At 69.8% G+C, this 17,305-nt stretch carries 14 protein-coding genes and 1 tRNA gene; 9 read left to right on the top strand and 6 right to left on the bottom strand.

Going from position 1 to position 17,305, the window contains the following annotated elements; translation table 11 throughout:
* Nucleotides 1-58: 58 nt before the first annotated feature.
* Both astD and E4A53_RS00510 read right to left on the bottom strand, forming a co-directional pair.
* A complete protein-coding gene (gene astD / locus E4A53_RS00515) occupies nucleotides 59-1,471 on the bottom strand; it encodes a succinylglutamate-semialdehyde dehydrogenase (protein ID WP_136161157.1) in 1,413 nt (470 codons plus the stop codon).
* A 31-nt stretch (nucleotides 1,472-1,502) separates the two neighbouring features.
* Entirely contained in the window at nucleotides 1,503-2,897 is a 1,395-nt protein-coding gene (locus E4A53_RS00510; RefSeq protein WP_136161156.1) for a protein adenylyltransferase SelO family protein, read from the bottom strand.
* Between the two features lie 37 nt (nucleotides 2,898-2,934).
* Here E4A53_RS00510 and E4A53_RS00505 point away from each other — a divergent pair, with 37 nt between their 5' ends.
* From E4A53_RS00505 to galU, 4 genes are all read left to right on the top strand, one after another.
* Nucleotides 2,935-3,801, top strand: a complete 867-nt coding sequence (locus E4A53_RS00505; protein WP_136161155.1) for an alpha/beta fold hydrolase — start codon at nucleotides 2,935-2,937, stop codon at nucleotides 3,799-3,801.
* 10 nt (nucleotides 3,802-3,811) lie between these two features.
* Complete coding sequence (locus tag E4A53_RS00500) at nucleotides 3,812-4,921, top strand: glycosyltransferase (protein WP_239018062.1); 1,110 nt, start codon at nucleotides 3,812-3,814, stop codon at nucleotides 4,919-4,921.
* A 143-nt stretch (nucleotides 4,922-5,064) separates the two neighbouring features.
* The gene (locus E4A53_RS00495; RefSeq protein WP_136161153.1) at nucleotides 5,065-7,053 is read left to right on the top strand and encodes a polysaccharide biosynthesis protein; all 1,989 of its coding nucleotides are present in this window, start codon (nucleotides 5,065-5,067) and stop codon (nucleotides 7,051-7,053) included.
* A gap of 80 nt (nucleotides 7,054-7,133) precedes the next feature.
* Nucleotides 7,134-8,000: a UTP--glucose-1-phosphate uridylyltransferase GalU gene (gene galU, locus E4A53_RS00490; RefSeq protein WP_136161152.1), complete on the top strand. Its 867-nt coding sequence runs from the start codon at nucleotides 7,134-7,136 to the stop codon at nucleotides 7,998-8,000.
* Nucleotides 8,001-8,039: 39 nt separating this feature from the next.
* Here galU and E4A53_RS00485 read toward each other — a convergent pair whose 3' ends face one another.
* Together E4A53_RS00485 and E4A53_RS00480 are read right to left on the bottom strand one after the other, a co-directional pair.
* A complete protein-coding gene (locus tag E4A53_RS00485) occupies nucleotides 8,040-8,987 on the bottom strand; it encodes an L-threonylcarbamoyladenylate synthase (RefSeq protein ID WP_136161151.1) in 948 nt (315 codons plus the stop codon).
* 1 nt (nucleotide 8,988) lies between these two features.
* Complete coding sequence (locus E4A53_RS00480; protein WP_136161150.1) at nucleotides 8,989-9,984, bottom strand: NAD-dependent epimerase/dehydratase family protein; 996 nt, start codon at nucleotides 9,982-9,984, stop codon at nucleotides 8,989-8,991.
* A 74-nt stretch (nucleotides 9,985-10,058) separates the two neighbouring features.
* Here E4A53_RS00480 and E4A53_RS00475 point away from each other — a divergent pair, with 74 nt between their 5' ends.
* Nucleotides 10,059-11,735, top strand: coding sequence for an acyl-CoA dehydrogenase family protein (locus tag E4A53_RS00475; RefSeq protein WP_136161386.1), 1,677 nt, complete (start codon nucleotides 10,059-10,061; stop codon nucleotides 11,733-11,735).
* A 21-nt stretch (nucleotides 11,736-11,756) separates the two neighbouring features.
* On the opposite strand, the gene E4A53_RS00470 is transcribed toward E4A53_RS00475, so the two are convergent.
* Together E4A53_RS00470 and E4A53_RS00465 are read right to left on the bottom strand one after the other, a co-directional pair.
* Nucleotides 11,757-11,830, bottom strand: a tRNA-Cys gene (locus E4A53_RS00470).
* Between the two features lie 212 nt (nucleotides 11,831-12,042).
* Entirely contained in the window at nucleotides 12,043-12,297 is a 255-nt protein-coding gene (locus E4A53_RS00465; RefSeq protein ID WP_136161149.1) for a hypothetical protein, read from the bottom strand.
* A gap of 265 nt (nucleotides 12,298-12,562) precedes the next feature.
* Between E4A53_RS00465 and E4A53_RS00460 the strand changes: the two genes are divergently transcribed.
* Genes E4A53_RS00460 through E4A53_RS00445 form a run of 4 tightly spaced genes read left to right on the top strand, consistent with a single transcriptional unit; the run spans nucleotide 12,563 to nucleotide 17,282 of the window.
* A complete protein-coding gene (locus E4A53_RS00460) occupies nucleotides 12,563-13,216 on the top strand; it encodes a protein-L-isoaspartate O-methyltransferase family protein (protein WP_136161148.1) in 654 nt (217 codons plus the stop codon).
* 10 nt (nucleotides 13,217-13,226) lie between these two features.
* A complete protein-coding gene (locus E4A53_RS00455) occupies nucleotides 13,227-14,693 on the top strand; it encodes a TolC family outer membrane protein (RefSeq protein WP_136161147.1) in 1,467 nt (488 codons plus the stop codon).
* 13 nt (nucleotides 14,694-14,706) lie between these two features.
* Nucleotides 14,707-15,198 carry a DUF2497 domain-containing protein gene (locus E4A53_RS00450; protein WP_136161146.1) on the top strand — a complete coding sequence of 164 codons (492 nt, stop codon included), beginning with the start codon at nucleotides 14,707-14,709 and terminating at the stop codon, nucleotides 15,196-15,198.
* 50 nt (nucleotides 15,199-15,248) lie between these two features.
* A complete protein-coding gene (locus tag E4A53_RS00445) occupies nucleotides 15,249-17,282 on the top strand; it encodes a S9 family peptidase (protein WP_136161145.1) in 2,034 nt (677 codons plus the stop codon).
* Nucleotides 17,283-17,305 lie beyond the last annotated feature (23 nt).

The following is a 17,305-nucleotide window of genomic DNA, read 5'->3' as shown; positions in this document are numbered from 1 at the left end:
CATTTGTTTGCGGGGGGTTTAGCTGCTCTTTCTCAAGCCAAGAGAAAGAGAATGCGGCTCAGCCGTCTCGCAGGCCGATGCCGAGCGACGCGCGCGGCTGTTCCGCCTCCGACGACACGACCGGATAGGCGCAATAATCGGCGGCGTAATAGGCGCTTGGCCGGTGGTTGCCGGACAGGCCGATGCCGCCGAACGGGGCGGAGGAGGAGGCGCCGTTGGTCGGCCGGTTCCAGTTGACGATGCCGGCGCGGACATTGGCCCAGAACTGGTCGTAAAGCTGCGGCGAGCCGCCGACCAGCGAGGCGCTGAGGCCGTAGCGGGTGTTGTTTGCTTCGGCCAGCGCCGCTTCGAAGTCGGGCACGCGGATCATTTGCAGAACCGGGCCGAACATTTCCTCGTCGGGCCGGTCGGCGACGTCGGTCACGTCGATGATCGCCGGTTTCAGGAATGGCCGGCCGTCGATCGGCCGTTCGAGGTGCTTGATCGGGCGGCCGCCCTTCATCATCAGGTCGAGAAATGCCTCGGTCAGCGTGTCGGCGGCGGCGTTGTCGATCACCGGGCCGAGATAGGGCGCCGGGTCGCTGTGCGGTTCGCCGATGATCAGCCGGTCGGTCAGCTTGACCACCTCGGCGAGCAGCGGTTCATGCGCGCCGTCGCGCACGATCAGCCGCCGCGCGGCGGTGCAGCGCTGCCCGGCCGACAGGAAGGCGGACTGGATGACCAGCACCGCCGCCGAATGGATGTCGACGGTGTCCCACACCACCAGCGGGTTGTTGCCGCCCATCTCCAGCGCCAGGATCCTTTCCGGCGTGTCGGCGAACTGGCGGTGGAGGGAGAGGCCGGCGCGCGCCGATCCGGTGAACAGCAGCCCGTCGATGGCGCGGTGGCCGGCGAGCGCCCGGCCGGCGTCCGGCCCGCCGACGACGAGGCGTACCGCCCCTTCCGGCACCCCGGCGGCATGGTAACATTCGACCAGCATCCGCCCGACCGCCGGCGTCTTTTCGGACGGCTTGAACACCACCGCGTTGCCGGCGAGCAGGGCCGGGATGATGTGGCCGTTGGGCAGGTGGGCCGGGAAGTTGTAGGGGCCGAGCACCGCCAGCACGCCGTGCGGCTTGTGGCGCAGCGCGGTGCGGCCGCCGAGCGCGCCTTCCATCCGGCGCTGGGCGGTGCGTTCCGCATAGGCGGCGACCGAGATGTCGACCTTGTTGACCACCGAATCCACTTCGGTGCGGGCTTCCCACAGCGGCTTGCCGGTCTCGCGCGCGATCAGGTCGGCCAGCGCCTCGTGCCGGCCGCGCACGACGTTGGCGAAGCGGCGCAGCGCCTCGGTGCGGAAGGCCAGCGATTGCGATGCCCAGCCGGCCCAGGCGGCGCGAGCGGCGGCGACCTCCGCATCGACGTCGCTGGCTGGGGCCTGCCACACGGTCGCGCCGGTCGCCGGTTCAGTCGAAATGATGTCAGCCGCCATACGCTCCCATTCCTTCAAGAAACGCTCCACATCATTTGGCAGCGCCGGTCAATGCCTCGCCCATGGCCCGGACGGCGGCGATCTTGGCGTAAAAGGCGGTCCAGTCGTCGGCCTTCGCGATCGGCGCCCAGAGCGCCTCGACCTCGTCGATCAGCATCGAACAGGGTTCACCCCGCCAGTAGGGGTGGGTATGGCCGCGCGCGGGGCGGTAGCAGGCGATCAGCGCGCGGAAATCGGCGAAGGCGTCGCCGGCATAAGCGGGCGCGCGCTCGCGATCGCGCAGGGTGCCGCCGGACCAGTCGAAGAAGAAGCGGTCGATCGGTACGCCGCTGTCGATCAGCGCCTGTTCCAGCGCCAGCACCAGCGCGCCGTCGGCCGCCGCACCTTGCTGGACGACGCCCAGCCGCCACAGCATCCGTTCGGCCAGCGCTGCGTCATAGGCGGCGGGAAAGCGTTCCAGCGCGGCGACCAGCGCGTCGCGGTCGGCCACCGGGCTGAGCGCGATCGCGAGCTGGACGACATCCCACTGGATCGCCTCCGGCTGGCGGCCGAAGGCGTAGAGGCCGGCATGGTCGAAATAGGCGGCGGTGAACTGCGGATCGAAGTGCGGCGCGAAGCGCCACGGGCCGTAGTCGAAGCTTTCGGCGGTGATGTTGATATTGTCGCTGTTCAGCACGCCGTGGACGAAGCCGGCGGCGATGTAGCTGGCGGCAAGCCGGGCGGCGCCGGCGGCGACATGGCCGAGCAGCCGTGCCGGGGCGTCGTCGCCCGCTTCCTCGCCATAATACTGTTCCAGCGCATAGGCGGCGAGGCGGCTGAGCCCGTCCGTGTCGCCGCCATGGGCGAGGCGCTGGAAGCTGCCGATGCGGATATGGCCGTGGCTGAGCCGGACGAGCACCGCCGAACGGGTCGGCGACGGCTCGTCGTTGCGGGTCAGTTGTTCGCCGGTCTCGATCACCGACAGCGCGCGCGAGGTGTGGACGCCAAGCGCCTCCAGCATTTCCGCCGCCAGTATTTCGCGCACCGCGCCTTTCAGGGTCAGCCGGCCGTCGCCGAAGCGGCTGTAAGGGGTCTGGCCGGACCCCTTGGTGCCAAGGTCCATCAGCCGACCGGCGCGGTCGCGAAGCTGGGCGAACAGGAAGCCGCGCCCGTCGCCCAACTGCGGGTTGTAGATGCGGAACTGATGGCCGTGATATTTGAGCGCCAGCGGTTGCGGCAGGTTGCCGGGCAGCGGCGCGAAGCGGCCAAAATGAGCGGTCCATGCCGCGTCGTCCAGCCCGTCCAGCCCGACCTCCGCCGCCGCCCGGTCGTTGCGGTAGCGCAGCACCGTTTCCGGGAAGGCGGCGGCGGCGACCGGCACCGCGATCAGCGCGCCGAGCGCGGTGATCGGCGTGTCGGGGCGACAGGCTTGCGGGGGAGGAACCATGCGGCGATATGGGGTGGCCTTGGCAAGGGACGCAAGCATGGCCGATTTCGTCGACGGATACTGGTGGTCGAACGACGGCTTGCGGCTCCACTACCGCGACTATGCCGGCGGCACCGGGCTGCCGCCGCTGCTGTGCCTGCCCGGCCTGACCCGCAACGCTCGCGATTTCGAGGAACTGGCCGAGCGGCTGGCGCCGGACTGGCGGGTGATCGCCGTTGATTTCCGGGGCCGGGGCGACAGTGCCTATGCCAAGGACCCGATGTCCTACGTGCCGCTGACCTATGTGCAGGATGTCGAGGCGCTGCTCGGCGAGTTGGGCATCGCCCGCTTCGTCGCGATCGGCACCTCGCTCGGCGGGCTGGTGGCGATGCTGCTCGCCGCCGCCGCGCGCGAGACGATGGTCGGGGTGGTCCTGAACGACATCGGCCCGGACATCGACGCCACCGGCCTTGCCCGCATCCGCGCCCAGGTCGGCAAGGGCGGGTCGTTCCCGACCTGGCTGCACGCGGCGCGGGCGGTGGCGGAGGCGAACGCCGCGATCTACCCCGGCTATCGCCTGCCCGACTGGCTGGTGATGGCCAAGCGGCTCTACCGGCTGAACGCGGCCGGGCGCGTCGTCCTCGACTATGACCAGAAGATCGCCGAGCCGTTCCGCGCCCCCGGTGGCGACGGCGGTATCGACCTGTGGCCGGCGCTCGACCGGCTGGCAGGGACACCGGCGCTGCTGCTGCGCGGCGCGCTGTCCGACGTGCTGAGCGCAGAGACGCTGGGTCGGATGGGCGCGCGGCTGCCGCTGGCCGAGGCGGTGACCGTGCCCGCCGTCGGCCATGCGCCGGCGCTTGGCGAGCCGGATGCGGTCGCGGCGGTCGATCGGCTGCTTGCCCGCGTCGCCGCCGCGCGCTGAAGCGGCGGCGGTGCACATCCTGCATCTCCATTCGACCTTCGCGCCGGGCGGAAAGGAAGCGCGCGCCGTGCGGCTGATCAATGCATTCGGCGCTTCCGCGACCCACAGCATCGTCAGCGCGGTGCCCGGCGCGCTCGGTGCCCGCGCCGCGATCGCGCCGGGAATCGACGCGCGCTTCCCCGCCGACGCGCCGCCACTCGCCGGCCGTCCCGGCCTCGCCCGCTACCGCGCGCTTGCCGGCTATATGGCGGGGTTCGACCTGATCCTGACCTACAACTGGGGGGCGATGGACGCGGTGATGGCGCGGCGCCTGTTCGGTGGCCCGCCGCTCGTCCACCACGAGGACGGCTTCGGCGCCGATGAGGCGGTGCGGCTGAACGGCGGCCGCAACCTGTTCCGCCGCATCGCCCTGCCCGGCGCGGCGGCGCTGGTCGTGCCATCCCGCCGGCTGGAGGCGATCGCGCGGAGTGTGTGGAAGCAGCCGGCGGCGCGGCTTCACCGCATCGAGAACGGCGTCCCGATCGACAGCCGGATCCAGCGGCCGGAGCCGCTGCCCGGCTTTGTCCGGCGGCGGGGGCGGCCGGTGGTCGGCAGCGTCGCCGGCCTGCGCCCGGTCAAGAATCTGCCGCGGCTGGTCCGCGCCGTCGCGGCGGCCGGCGGCGATGCCGATCTGCTGATCCTGGGCGACGGGCCGGAACGCGGCGCGATCCTGGCCGAGGCACGGGCGCGGGGGATCGCCGGGCGCGTCCACCTGCCCGGCCATGTCGCCGCGCCGTGGCGGCACATCGGCCTGTTCGACGTATTTGCCCTGTCGTCGGACAGCGAGCAGGCGCCGCTGTCGCTGATCGAGGCGATGGCCGCCGGCCTGCCGGTCGTCGCCCCGGCAGTGGGCGACATCGCCGCCATGGTCGCGGTCGAGAACCGGCCGTTCATAACCCCCGCCGACGACGAGGCTGCGCTGGCGCGGGCGCTGGCCGCGCTGCTCGCCGACCGGCGACTGCGCCGGGCGGTTGGCGCCGCCAATCGCGCCGTCGCGGCCGATCGTTTCGACGAAAGTATGATGATCGCCGCCTATCGGGGCCTGTATCAGGCCGCGGCGCAGGGCCTGCTAGTGTCATGAAATTTAACGCGATCGGCGCATAATGTGCATCGAACACGCCGACCTGATCAGCGAAAGGCTTGATCTGACAGCATTTCCCGGCTCATAGCCGGCCTCGGCGTATTCGGGGGGGCGTTGTGTTCGCGCACTTCGCGGAGTCTGGAATGAATTTCGACAAGGCTATTTCCCCGTTGCTCGGGTTGCCGCGCATTTCGAAGCGCGTGATTGTCGTCAGCGTCGACGTCGGCTTGTGCGTGCTGACCGTCTGGCTGGCCTATTTCCTGCGCATCGGCGAATGGGTAACGCTGTCCGACGGGCGGCTGTTGCCGGTTTTCGTGTCGATCCTGCTCGCGATTCCGATCTTCAGCATGGCCGGCCTGTATCGCACGGTGTTCCGCTTCGCAGGTACCCGCGCCTTCCTGGCAGCGGCGCGGGCGGTGGCGATCTACGGCCTGCTCTATGCCGCCTGGTTCACCGCGGTCGGCGCGCCTGGCGTGCCGCGCACCGTCGGCCTGATCCAGCCGGTGCTGCTGCTGCTGTTCGTCGGCGCGACGCGCGCGGTCGCCGCCTATTGGCTGGGCGGCGCCTATCAGGCGATTCTGAACAGCAGCCGGCGGCGGGACAACGTGCTGATCTACGGCGCCGGCTCGTCCGGGCGCCAGTTGTTCGGCGCGGTTGCCAACAGCACCGAAATGCGGGTCGTCGGTTTCCTCGACGATGACGAGAGCCTGCACAACCGCACGCTGAACGGCCTGACCATCTACAATCCGGCGAAGCTGCCGGTGGTGATCGAACGGCTGAAGGTCAACGATATCCTGCTGGCGATCCCATCGGCGTCGCGCAGCTGCCGCAACGCGATCATCGAGCGGCTGCGCAAGGCGCAGGTCGGGGTGCGGACGCTGCCCGGCCTGATGGACCTGGCGCGCGGCGACGTGCTGGCCAGCGATGTCCGCGAACTGGAGATCGACGATCTGCTCGGCCGCGATGCGGTAGCGCCGGACGCGGAACGGATGCGCTACAATATCCGCGACAAGGTGGTGCTGGTCACCGGCGCGGGCGGGTCGATCGGCAGCGAGCTGTGCCGCCAGATTCTCGCCGAGCGGCCGTCCGTGCTGCTGCTCGTCGAAATGAGCGAATTCGCGCTTTATGCGATCCACCGCGACCTGCTGAAGCGCCTTGCCGCCGCCACAGCGGCTGGCGCGGTCGGACAGCCGCCGCGTCTGGTGCCGCTGCTCGCCTCGGTCGACGATTCCGGCCGGATGGCGGCGCTGATGGAAACCTGGCGGCCGAACACCGTCTACCACGCCGCCGCCTACAAGCATGTGCCGCTGGTCGAGCACAACCCGATCGAGGGCATCCGCAACAACGTGATTGGCACGATGACGGTGGCGCTGGCCGCGATCGAGCATGGCGTCGACGATTTCGTGCTGATCAGCACCGACAAGGCGGTGCGGCCGACCAATGTGATGGGTGCGACCAAGCGTTTCGCCGAGCTGGTGCTTCAGGCGCTGGCGGCGGAGCAGGGCGGCACCCGTTTCGCGATGGTCCGGTTCGGCAATGTGCTGGGATCGAGCGGGTCGGTGGTGCCGCTGTTCCGCCAGCAGATCCGCGATGGGGGGCCGGTGACCGTCACCCATGCGGAGATCACCCGCTATTTCATGACCATTCCGGAGGCGGCGCAGCTGGTCATTCAGGCCGGGGCGATGGCCGAGGGCGGCGAGGTCTTCGTCCTCGACATGGGCGAGCCGGTGCGGATCATCGATCTGGCGCGGCGGATGATCGAGCTGTCCGGTCTGACCGTGCGCGACAAGGCCCATCCGGCCGGTGACGTCGAGATTAGGGAAATCGGCCTGCGCCCCGGCGAGAAGCTGTACGAGGAATTGCTGATCGGCGACAATCCGCAGCCGACCGCCCACCCCCGGATCATGAAGGCGACGGAGGTTTTCCGGTCCTGGGAGATGCTGATGCCGGTGATCCAGCGGACCCGGGCGGCGATTGCCGCCGGCAATGTCGAGCAGGCGCGGGACGCGCTGCTGCTGGCGGTGCCGGAATATGCGTCGGCCGACGGCAATGTCGACTGGGTCGACACCGAGCGCAAGCGGCAGGGGCCGGTGGTGCAGGCACGGGGCGTGAAGGCGTCCGTCGCCTCCTGACAGGGCATGGCAGGCAAGGATTAAGCTTCCGGGTGTAACGCCCGGCTGCGTTATGTGTGGTGAGGTAACAGGGGTATTGCATGAAACGGCTTCGTAAGGCGGTGTTTCCGGTTGGCGGTCTCGGCACGCGTTTCCTGCCGGCGACCAAGGCGCTGCCGAAGGAAATGCTGCCGGTGGTCGACCGGCCGCTGATCCAGTACGCGGTCGACGAGGCGCGCGAGGCGGGGATCGAGCAGATGATCTTCGTCACGGGGCGCGGCAAGTCGGCGATCGAGGACCATTTCGATATCGCCTACGAGCTGGAGACGACGATGGCGAGTCGCGGCAAGTCGCTCGCCATGCTCGATGCGACGCGGATGACGCCGGGTTCCGCCGCCTATGTCCGCCAGCAGGAGCCGATGGGGCTGGGCCACGCCGTCTGGTGCGCGCGCGACATCGTCGGCGACGAGCCGTTCGCGGTGCTGCTCGCCGACGACTTCATGGTCGGCAGGCCCGGCTGCCTGAAACAGATGGTCGACGCCTATGAGCGGATCGGCGGCGGCAACGTCATCTGCGCGCAGGAGGTGCCGGCCGACCGCACCCATATGTACGGCGTCATCACCCCCGGCGGGCGCGACGGCGCGGTTACCGAAGTCAGGGGCCTGGTCGAGAAGCCGGCCGCCGGCACCGCCCCGTCCAACCTGGCGGTGATCGGCCGCTATATCCTCCAGCCGGAGGTGATGGATGTGCTGAGCCGGCAGGAAAGTGGCGCCGGTGGCGAAATCCAGTTGACCGACGCGATGGCGACGATGATCGGCAAGCAGCCGTTCCACGGCCTGACCTTTGACGGCGTGCGCTACGATTGCGGCGACAAGGCCGGTTACATCCAGGCCAATCTGGCGCTGGCGCTGGAGCGCGAGGATATCGGCGCCGATGTGCGGGCGTTCGCGAAAAGCCTGCTGGGGTAACGGCGTCTGACAGGCGAGGCGGGTGCCGTGCCTGTCGTCCTAACGCGGCGCAGCAGCGCGGCGGAGGCGGTCGTTGAGCGCGGCGCCGAGGCCGGCCGCGGGGATCGGGCGGACGGCGATCGCCGGGTGCGGCGCCGCGTCGGCGGTGTGGAGCGCGTCGAACAGCCGCGCCGCCGCCACCACCGGGTCGCCGTCTTCGCTCAGCGTATAGTCGCAGGTGCCCGGGCCGAAGCCGATCAGAAACGCAGCGCCCGGATCGCCGCTGATGTTGAGGCGGATCGGCTTGGACGGGGCGTAGTGGCTGGCCATCTGGCCCGGGGCCTCGATGCCGGCGGCGGCCGGCGCGGCGACCGGCAGTCCCGCCGCTTCCGCCAGCGTCCTGGCGTCGATCGGGCCGGGGCGGAGCAGGCGCAGCCCGTCGGCACCGACGGCGACGATCGTCGACTCGATACCGTGGGTGGTTGGGCCGTCGTCGATCACCATCGCGATCCGGCCGTCGAGGCTGCGCAGGACATGGGCGGCGCGCGTCGGGCTGATCGTGCCGCTGGCGTTGGCGGAGGGTGCAGCGAGCGGCAGGCCGGTTTCGGCAAGCAAAGCCGCCATCGCCCGGTGCGCCGGGCAGCGCAGCGCCACTGTCCGCAGCCCGGCGGTGGCGATGCCGGCGACCAGCGAGCCGGCGGCGAGCGGCAGCACCAGCGTCAGCGGCCCCGGCCAGAACACGTCGGCGAGCGCGCGGGCGGTGGCGTCGAACACCGCGATCCGCTCGGCGGCGGCGCGATCGGCGACGTGGACGATCAACGGGTTGAAGGCCGGGCGGCCCTTGGCGGCGTAGATCCGCGCCACCGCCTCGCCGCTCGTCGCGTCGGCGGCGAGGCCGTAGACCGTCTCCGTGGGCACGGCGACCGGCTGGCCGGCGCGGATCAGCGCCGCCGCTTCGGCGATGCTGTCGGCCCCGAACGGCTGCAGCACGGTTTCGACCGATGCCATGTCAAATCCCGTGATAGGCGCGGAACCAGGCGACGAAGCGCGGGATGCCGCTCGCGATATCGGTGGTCGGCGCATAGCCGAGCTCGTCGGCGATCGCCGAGATGTCGGCATAGGTTTCCGGCACGTCGCCGGGCTGCATCGGTTGCAGGTCGCGGATCGCGCTGCGGCCGCAGGCCTGCTCGATCGCCGCGATGAAGTCGGTCAGCGCCTCCGACCGGTTGTTGCCGATATTGTAGAGGCGGTGCGGCGCGGTGCTGCCGCCCGCCTTCGGCGCGCCGTCGTCGGGCGGCGGGTTGTCGAGGCAGGCGACGACGCCGGAGACGATGTCGTCGATATAGGTGAAGTCGCGGCGCATCCGCCCGTGGTTGAACACCCTGATCGGCCGGCCCTCCAGGATCGCGCTGGTGAACAGCCAGGGTGCCATGTCCGGCCGCCCCCACGGGCCGTAGACGGTGAAGAAGCGCAGGCCGGTCAGCGGGATGCGGTAGAGATGAGCGTAGGTCTCGCTCATCAATTCGTCGGCCTTCTTGGTCGCGGCATAGAGCGATACCGGGTGGTCGACCCGGTCCTCGACCCGGAACGGGGTGCTGGCATTGCCGCCGTAGACCGAGGAGGAGGAGGCGTAGACCATCGGCACCGCGCGGTGGCGCGCCACTTCCAGCATGTTCAGGTGGCCGAGCAGGTTGGCGCGGGCATAGGCGCGCGGATTGTCGATCGAATAGCGCACCCCCGGCTGGGCGCCGAGATGGGCGATGCTGCCGAAGTCGACCCCGGCCAGCGCGGCGTCGAGCGCATCGGCGTCGGCGAAGTCGACGCGCAGCGGGCGGAAGGCGTCGCCGAAGCGGGCGGTGAGGTCGGCGACCCGGTCCTCCTTCAGCGCCGGCGGATAATAGGCGTTGAAATTGTCGATGCCGATCACCCGGCCACCCCGCGCCAACAGCCGCGCGGCGAGGTGGTAGCCGATGAAACCGGCGGCTCCGGTGACGAGGATGGGCATGCAATGGCCTTTGGACGCTATGTCGCGGCCGGGCTATAGCGCTGGGAACCCACAAGCAAGACCGGATGGCCCCGATGCCCTTCACCCCGCCGACCGCCGAACAGCGTTTCCTCCTCGACCATATCGTCGGCATCGCCGAGCTGGCGGCGCATGAGCGCTTCGCCGCCGCGACGCCCGATCTGGTCGATGCGATCGTCGACGGGGCGGGGGCGTTCGCCGCCGGGGAATATGCGCCGCTCAACCGCGTCGGCGACGAGGTCGGCGCGGTGTGGAACGACGGCGCGGTAACGATGCCGGACGGTTTCCGCGAGGCGTATCAGGCGTTCGTTGCCAATGGCTGGGGCAGCATCAGCGCGCCGGAGGCATTTGGCGGGCAGGGCCTGCCCAACGTGCTGGCGACGGTGGTGATGGAGGATCTTGGCACCGCCAATATGGGCTTTTCGCTGGTCAACATGCTGACCCCGGCGGCGATCGAGGCGCTGGTCCAGCACGGCACCGACGAACAGCGCGCCGCCTGGCTGCCGAAGCTGGTGACCGGCGAATGGAACGGCACGATGAACCTGACCGAGCCGCAGGCCGGCTCCGACGTCGGCGCGCTGAAGACGCGGGCGACGCCGGCGGAGGACGGAAGCTGGCGGATCGCCGGCACCAAGATCTTCATCACCTTCGGCGAGCACGACCTGACCGACAATATCGTCCACCTCGTCCTCGCCCGCACGCCGGGGGCGCCGGCGGGAACGCGCGGCATCTCACTGTTCATCGTCCCCAAAATCCGGCTGGACGGCACGCCCAACGACGTGCGCTGCGTGTCGATCGAGCACAAGCTGGGCATCCACGCCTCGCCGACCTGCGTCATGGCCTATGGCGACAATGGGGACTGCCACGGCTGGCTGATTGGCGCGGAGAATGGCGGGATGCGGGCGATGTTCACGATGATGAACAACGCGCGGCTGAACGTCGGCCTGCAGGGCGTGCAGATCGCCGAGCGGGCGCGCCAGCAGGCCGCCGCCTATGCGCGCGAGCGGGTGCAGGGCGGCCAGCCGATCGCCGCCTATCCCGACGTGCGGCGGATGCTGCTCAGGATGGCGGCGCTGACCCAGGCGGCGCGAGCGCTGGTCTATTACGCCGGCGGCCAGCTCGACCGCGCGCATCTGGGCGACGCCGACGCGCAGGCGCGGCTCGACCTGCTGACCCCGCTCGCCAAGGCCTATGGCACCGACGTCGGCTGCGAGGTGTCGTCGCTTGGCGTGCAGGTCCATGGCGGCATGGGCTATATCGAGGAGACGGGCGCCGCCCAGCATTTTCGCGATGCGCGGATCGCGCCGATTTACGAGGGGACCAACGGCATCCAGGCCGCCGATCTGGTCGGCCGCAAGCTGGGGCTGGAAGGCGGCGCGGTGTTCGCCGCGCTGCTCGCCGACATCCGGGCGGAAGCTGTGCCGGAACTGGCGGCGCTGGTCGGCGCGGTCGAACGGGCCGGCGCCACGCTGGCGGCGGCGGGCGCGGAGGACCGGCTGGCCGGCAGCCATCCGTTCCTGACCATGCTGTCGGTCGCGACCTGCGGCTGGCTGATGGCGCGGCAGGCGCGCGCGGCGGAGACTGCCGATGCGGACCCGGCCTTCCTGGCGCTTAAGAAGGCGGCGGCGCGCTTCTATCTGGAACGCATCGTGCCGGAGGCGATCGGGCTGGAAGCCGGGGCGACCGGCGGCGCCGGGCTGCTCTACGCCGTCGATGCGGAGGCGCTGGGCTGAAGCTGGTCTGTCGGAATAGAGTGGAGGCCCGAGCCGGAATCGAACCGGCGTGCAAGGATTTGCAGTCCTCTGCGTAACCACTCCGCCATCGGGCCGGAACGGCGCGTTTCCTTGGTTCCGTGCGCGCTGTCAACCGGGAGTTTTCACGGAAATCCGGAGCGGTTTCCAGTTTCGGCTCTGTTCCGCCCCATTCCGGGCGCTTCCGTTGCGCCGTCCGCCACCGGGGCGGCGGGAAGCCGCCACGACCGGGCGTAGGCCATGCCGAAGCCGGAGGGCCGCACCTCCGCCTTCTTCACGCTGTGGTGCTTCAGGCCGGTGCCGCTAGCGCCTCGACCTTGGCGATGACGAGGTCGAAGGTTTTCGATTCTTCCAGCAGCGCCATGTTGATGTCGCCGCTTTTCAACCGGTGTATCATCTGGCGCTTGAAGGTTTCGGCGGCGTCCGCCCCTTCGTGGGCCGTGATGAATCGCATCGCGTAATCAAGGCACAGGTAGAATGTGTTCATCGCGATCTTGATCTGCTCCATGCCGGTGCCGCTGATGTCGTCGATCTGGTCGGCCATGTCTCACCTCCGATTGCTGCCGCACGCCTGTTCTCTCAACCGCTCGCGCCGTCGGCCGTTCCGCCCGTCCGCTCGCTTGGCGCCGGGTCGGGGCTGGAGGCCGCCGGCCGGATCGGCACGACGATGGCGTTCCCTGCGCTTTTTCGGTGCCGTGGCGGGCACTTTGGCGAAAGCGCGCTTGGCGGCGGCGGCGGGACTGGATAGAAGCGGGCGTCGACAATAGTGTATTGCATGACTAAAACAGTTGTGCGACGAAGGGGTCGAGATGACCGAGCAGAATTTCCACGCGATGCGCCAGGCGATGGTCGCCTCTCAGCTGCGCCCGAACGCGGTCGATGATCCGCGGGTGATAGCGGCGATGGACGCGGTGCCGCGCGAGCGCTTCGTGCCGGCGGAGCGGGCGGCGATCGCCTATGTCGATACCGCGATCCGGCTGGGCGACGGCCGGGCTCTGAACCCGCCGATGGCGCTTGGCCGGCTGCTGACCCGGGCCGAGGTGGCGCCGACCGACTCCGTGCTGCTGATCGGCGCGGCGACGGGCTATGGCGCGGCGGTGCTCGCCCGGCTGGCGGCGCGGGTCGTCGCGGTCGAGGCGGACGCGGCGCTGGCGGCGCAGGCGAAGGCGGCGCTGGCCGATGCCGCCAATGTCGCGGTCGTCACCGGGGCGCTGGCCGCTGGGCACGGCGCCGGCGCGCCTTACGACCTGATCGTCATCGACGGCGCCGTTGCCGAGGTGCCGGAGGCGTTGGTCGCCCAGCTTGCCGATGACGGGCGGCTGGTCACCGGCCTCGTCGAGGATGGGGTCACCCGGCTGGCGATCGGCCGGCGTGGCGGAACGGGATTCGGCCTCGATGCGTTCGCCGATGCCGATACCGTCCTTCTTCCCGGCTTCGACAAGCCGCCGATCTTCCGTTTCTGAGCAGGTGCCTATGATCCGGCGTGTTTCCTTGCTGACAGGCGTTTCGATCGCGCTGTTCGGCCTGACGGCGCCCGCCGCGGCGGAAACGCTGCGCGACGCGCTGATCAAGGCCTATACCCATAACCCGATCCTGACCGGTGCGCGCGCCGGCCAGCGCGCAAATGACGAGAATGTGCCGATTGCCCGCGCCGACGGCCTGCCGAGCGCGCAGGCGTCGGTGAATTACGACGAGTATCTGTCGAACACGGCGGTGGTTTCCGGCGGCGGCCTGACCGCCAACAACCCGGCCCGCGCGTTGACCGGCAATGTCCAGCTGGCGGTGCCGATCTACCAGGGCGGCGCGGTGCGCAACGCGGTGCGCGCCGCCAGGACGCGGGTCGAGGCCGGGGTGGAGGCGCTGCGCGCGACCGAGGCGAGCGTGTTCAGCCAGACCGTCGCCGCCTATATGGACGTGATCCGCGACCGCGCGATCGTCGGGCTGAACCGCGAGAATGTGAAGGTGCTGGAGGTCAACCTGCAGGCGGCGAAAGACCGCTTCGAGGTCGGCGACCTGACCCGCACCGACGTTGCCCAGTCGGAGGCGCGGCTGGCGATCGCGCAGAGCGACCTGCGCGGCGCCCAGGCCCGGTTGATCGCCAGCCGCGAGAATTACATCAAGCTGGTCGGCGACGTGCCGAGCGATCTGGAGCCGCCGCCGCCGCTGCCCGACCTGCCGGCCGATCCCGATTCGGCGGTCGACGTGGCGATCGCCGAAAATCCCGATCTGCTCGCCGCCAACAAGGAGCGGCAGGCATCGGGCTATGACATCAACGCCGCCGAATCGAGCTGGTTGCCGCGCGTGTCGGCGGTGGCGAGCGGCGGCTATAACGACTATCTGAACAGCATCCCCGGCGGCGGTCGGACGATCGACACCAAGAGCGCGACGGTCGGCGTGTCGGCGACGATCCCGATCTTCCAGGGCGGGCGGCCGAGCGCGCTGGTCCGCCAGGCGCAGGCGCGGTCCGGCCAGGCGATCGAGAATGCGATCGCGGTCGAGCGCGACGTCGTCGCCCAGACCCGCGCCGCCTTCGCCAGCTGGCGGTCGTCGCTGGAGGTGATCGAATCCTCGCAGGTCGCGGTCAGCGCCAACACCCTATCGCTGGAAGGCGTCCGCGCCGAAAACAGCGTCGGCAACCGCACGATCCTCGACATACTGAACGCCGAGCAGGAATTGCTGAACGCGCAGGTGCAGCTCGTCTCCGCCCGGCGTGACGCCTATGTCGCCGGCTTCGCCCTGCTGGCGGCGATGGGCCGGGCGGAGGCGCGCGACCTTGCCCTCGACGGCGGCACCGCGCTCTACGACCCGACCGCCAATTACCGGCGGGTCAGCCACGCGATCTGGGACTGGGACTCCGGCAAGACGCCGCAGCCTGTGGCGACGCGCACCGTTGACACGCCCTCTCAAAATCCGGAAACAGCCCCGACGCCTGCCAAATAGGGTAAACGCGCCGATGGGGCATATCAGCCACGAACCTTCGATGGAGGAGATCCTGTCCTCCATCAAGCGCATCATCGCCGAGGACGATGCGCCCGCTCCCCGTCGCAAATCGTCGGCAAAGACGCCGAAACAAGCGGTTAGCCAGCCCCGCCCGACGCCCGAGGCGGAAGTGCTTGAGTTGACCGACGCCGTCGACGCGGCCGAGCCGGAGGCCCCCGCCGCCAAGGCCCCACTGGCGAATCCGCCCGAATCGGCCGCCACCGATCCGGTGGCGGAAGAGGATATCGTCTCCGCCGCGGTGGCCAGCGCCAGCCGCAACGCGCTCGCCAGCCTGGCGCGGCTGAAGGTCCGGGCCGAGGACGATGCGCCGGAAAACAGCCTGGAGGGGCTGGTTCGCGACATGCTGCGGCCGATGCTGAAGGAATGGCTCGACGCCAACCTGCCGCGCATCGTCGAGGCGATGGTGGCGAAGGAGATCGCCCGGATTTCCGGCGACCGCCCGTAAGCCCGCACCGGCGCGATTGCGCGCGCCGCCGGCGGTGCTAAACCTTTGGCATGAACAGGATCATGCTCGCGGCCCTGTGTGGGCTCGCCCTTCCGTCCGCCGTCGCCACCGCCCGGCCGATGACCGCCACCGATCTCGCTGGCCTCAGCCGGATTGGCACCGCAACCCTCTCCCCCGACGGCCGCCGGCTGGTCTGGCAGCAGCGCGAAACCGACCTTGCCGCCAACAAGGGGGTGACCAGCCTGTGGTCGCTCGACCTGACGGCGAAGGGCGCGGCGCCGGCGCGGCTGGCGACGGTGGCCGGCAAGAATGCGCATGACCCGGCTTTTTCCGCCGATGGAGCGTGGATCTACTACCTGACCGACGCGTCGGGCAGCGACCAGCTATGGCGGATGGCGGCGGCCGGCGGCGCGCCGGAACAGGTGACGCGCCATGCCGTCGACCTGGCGGGTTTCCTGCTGTCGCCGAAGGGCGATCGCGTCGCGATTTGGGCGGATAGCTCAACCCACTGTGCGGCGCTGCCTTGTTCGGCGGCGGCGAAAGCCGAAAACGGCAGCGGTAGAACATACGACCAACTGTTCGTCCGCCACTGGGATACCTGGGCGACGCCGGGCGTGCGCCAGCGCGTCTATGTCCAGCCGCTCGCCGGCGGGCCGGCGAAAGCGGTGGCCGGGCCGCTGATCGGCGATTCGCCGTCCAAGCCCTACGGCGGGGCGGAGGAACTGGCGTGGAGCGCCGACGGTCAGACGCTGTTCTTCACCCTGCGCGAGGCGGGACGGATCGAGCCGCTGTCGACCAACCTCGACATCTTCGCCGCGCCGGCCGACGGCAGCGGCGGGCCAGTCAACCTGACCGAAGCCAACAAGGCGATGGATAGCCTGCCCGCCGTGTCTCCGGACGGCCAATGGCTGGCCTATGCCGCGATGGCGCGGCCGACCTACGAAGCGGACCGGCTGGCGCTGCACCTGCGTAACCTGACGACCGGCGAGGTCCGCGCGCTGGCTCCCGACTGGGACCGGTCGGTCGACTCGATCGCCTGGGCGGCCGACGGCAGGAGCCTGCTGGTGACGGCGGGCGACCACCTCGATTCGCCGCTGTTCAGGGTGAGCGTGGCTGACGGCAAGGTGACGCGGCTGACCCAGCGCGGCCACGCCGCCGGTGTGCTGCCGACGCCGGACGGCGGCGCGATCGTCTCCCTCGACACGATGACGGCGCCCGCCGATTTCTACCGCGTGTCGGCGAAAGGGCAGGCGGTGCGGCTGACCGACGTCAACGCCGCGAAGCTGGCCGGGATCGATGTGCCGACCGTACAGCGCTTCACCTTTCCCGGCGCCAATGGCGACACGGTCAGCGGCTGGCTGGTCGCGCCGGCCGGGGCGACGGCGAAGCTGCCGACGGTGATGCTGGTCCATGGCGGGCCGCAGGGCAGCTTTGCCGACGGATGGTCCTATCGCTGGAACCCGATGCTGTTCGCGGCCCCCGGCTATGCGGTGGTCAGCATCGATTTCCACGGCTCGACCGGATACGGCCAGGCGTTCACCGACAGCATCAACCGCGACTGGGGCGGCAAGCCGCTGGAGGACCTGAAGCTGGGCCTTGCGGCGGCGGCGGCGAAATTCCCGGCGGTCGACCCGGCCAATGCCTGCGCCGCCGGCGGCTCCTATGGCGGCTATATGATGAACTGGATCGCCGGCACCTGGCCGGACCAGTTCAAATGCCTTGTCGTCCATGCCGGCGTGTTCGACGCGCGGGCCATGGCCTATGAGACGGAGGAGTTGTGGTTCGACGAATGGGAGCATGGCGGCCCCTATTTCGAGCAGGCCGCCGAGTATGAAAAATGGAACCCGGTCAACCACGTCACCGCGTGGAAGACGCCGATGCTGATCATCCACGGCGAGAAGGATTTCCGCATTCCCTATACCCAGGGGATCGCCGCCTTCACCGCCGCCCAGCGGCGCGCGGTGCCGTCGCGGCTGGTGGTCTACCCGGACGAGAACCACTGGATCCTGAAGCCGAAGAACAGCGTCCAGTGGTATGGCGAGACGTTCGACTGGTTCGCCAAATGGCTGAAGCCGGCGCGGTAGGGCGGGGGCGGGCGTGCGGATAA

This window comes from Sphingomonas flavalba (genome assembly GCF_004796535.1).
Classification (GTDB): domain Bacteria; phylum Pseudomonadota; class Alphaproteobacteria; order Sphingomonadales; family Sphingomonadaceae; genus Sphingomonas_L; species Sphingomonas_L flavalba.
The sequence above is the reverse complement of the archived record's forward strand: the minus strand, read 5'-3'. Positions and strand labels throughout refer to the sequence as shown.

Bases quoted from the DNA above. Each gene is read 5' to 3' on its own strand.
- astD (WP_136161157.1), bottom strand. From the start codon at position 1,471: ATGGCGGCTGACATCATTTCGACTGAACCGGCGACCGGCGCGACCGTG.
- E4A53_RS00510 (WP_136161156.1), bottom strand. From the start codon at position 2,897: ATGGTTCCTCCCCCGCAAGCCTGTCGCCCCGACACGCCGATCACCGCG.
- E4A53_RS00505 (WP_136161155.1), top strand. From the start codon at position 2,935: ATGGCCGATTTCGTCGACGGATACTGGTGGTCGAACGACGGCTTGCGG.
- E4A53_RS00495 (WP_136161153.1), top strand. From the start codon at position 5,065: ATGAATTTCGACAAGGCTATTTCCCCGTTGCTCGGGTTGCCGCGCATT.
- galU (WP_136161152.1), top strand. From the start codon at position 7,134: ATGAAACGGCTTCGTAAGGCGGTGTTTCCGGTTGGCGGTCTCGGCACG.
- E4A53_RS00485 (WP_136161151.1), bottom strand. From the start codon at position 8,987: ATGGCATCGGTCGAAACCGTGCTGCAGCCGTTCGGGGCCGACAGCATC.
- E4A53_RS00480 (WP_136161150.1), bottom strand. From the start codon at position 9,984: ATGCCCATCCTCGTCACCGGAGCCGCCGGTTTCATCGGCTACCACCTC.
- E4A53_RS00475 (WP_136161386.1), top strand. From the start codon at position 10,059: ATGCCCTTCACCCCGCCGACCGCCGAACAGCGTTTCCTCCTCGACCAT.
- E4A53_RS00465 (WP_136161149.1), bottom strand. From the start codon at position 12,297: ATGGCCGACCAGATCGACGACATCAGCGGCACCGGCATGGAGCAGATC.
- E4A53_RS00460 (WP_136161148.1), top strand. From the start codon at position 12,563: ATGACCGAGCAGAATTTCCACGCGATGCGCCAGGCGATGGTCGCCTCT.
- E4A53_RS00455 (WP_136161147.1), top strand. From the start codon at position 13,227: ATGATCCGGCGTGTTTCCTTGCTGACAGGCGTTTCGATCGCGCTGTTC.
- E4A53_RS00450 (WP_136161146.1), top strand. From the start codon at position 14,707: ATGGGGCATATCAGCCACGAACCTTCGATGGAGGAGATCCTGTCCTCC.
- E4A53_RS00445 (WP_136161145.1), top strand. From the start codon at position 15,249: ATGAACAGGATCATGCTCGCGGCCCTGTGTGGGCTCGCCCTTCCGTCC.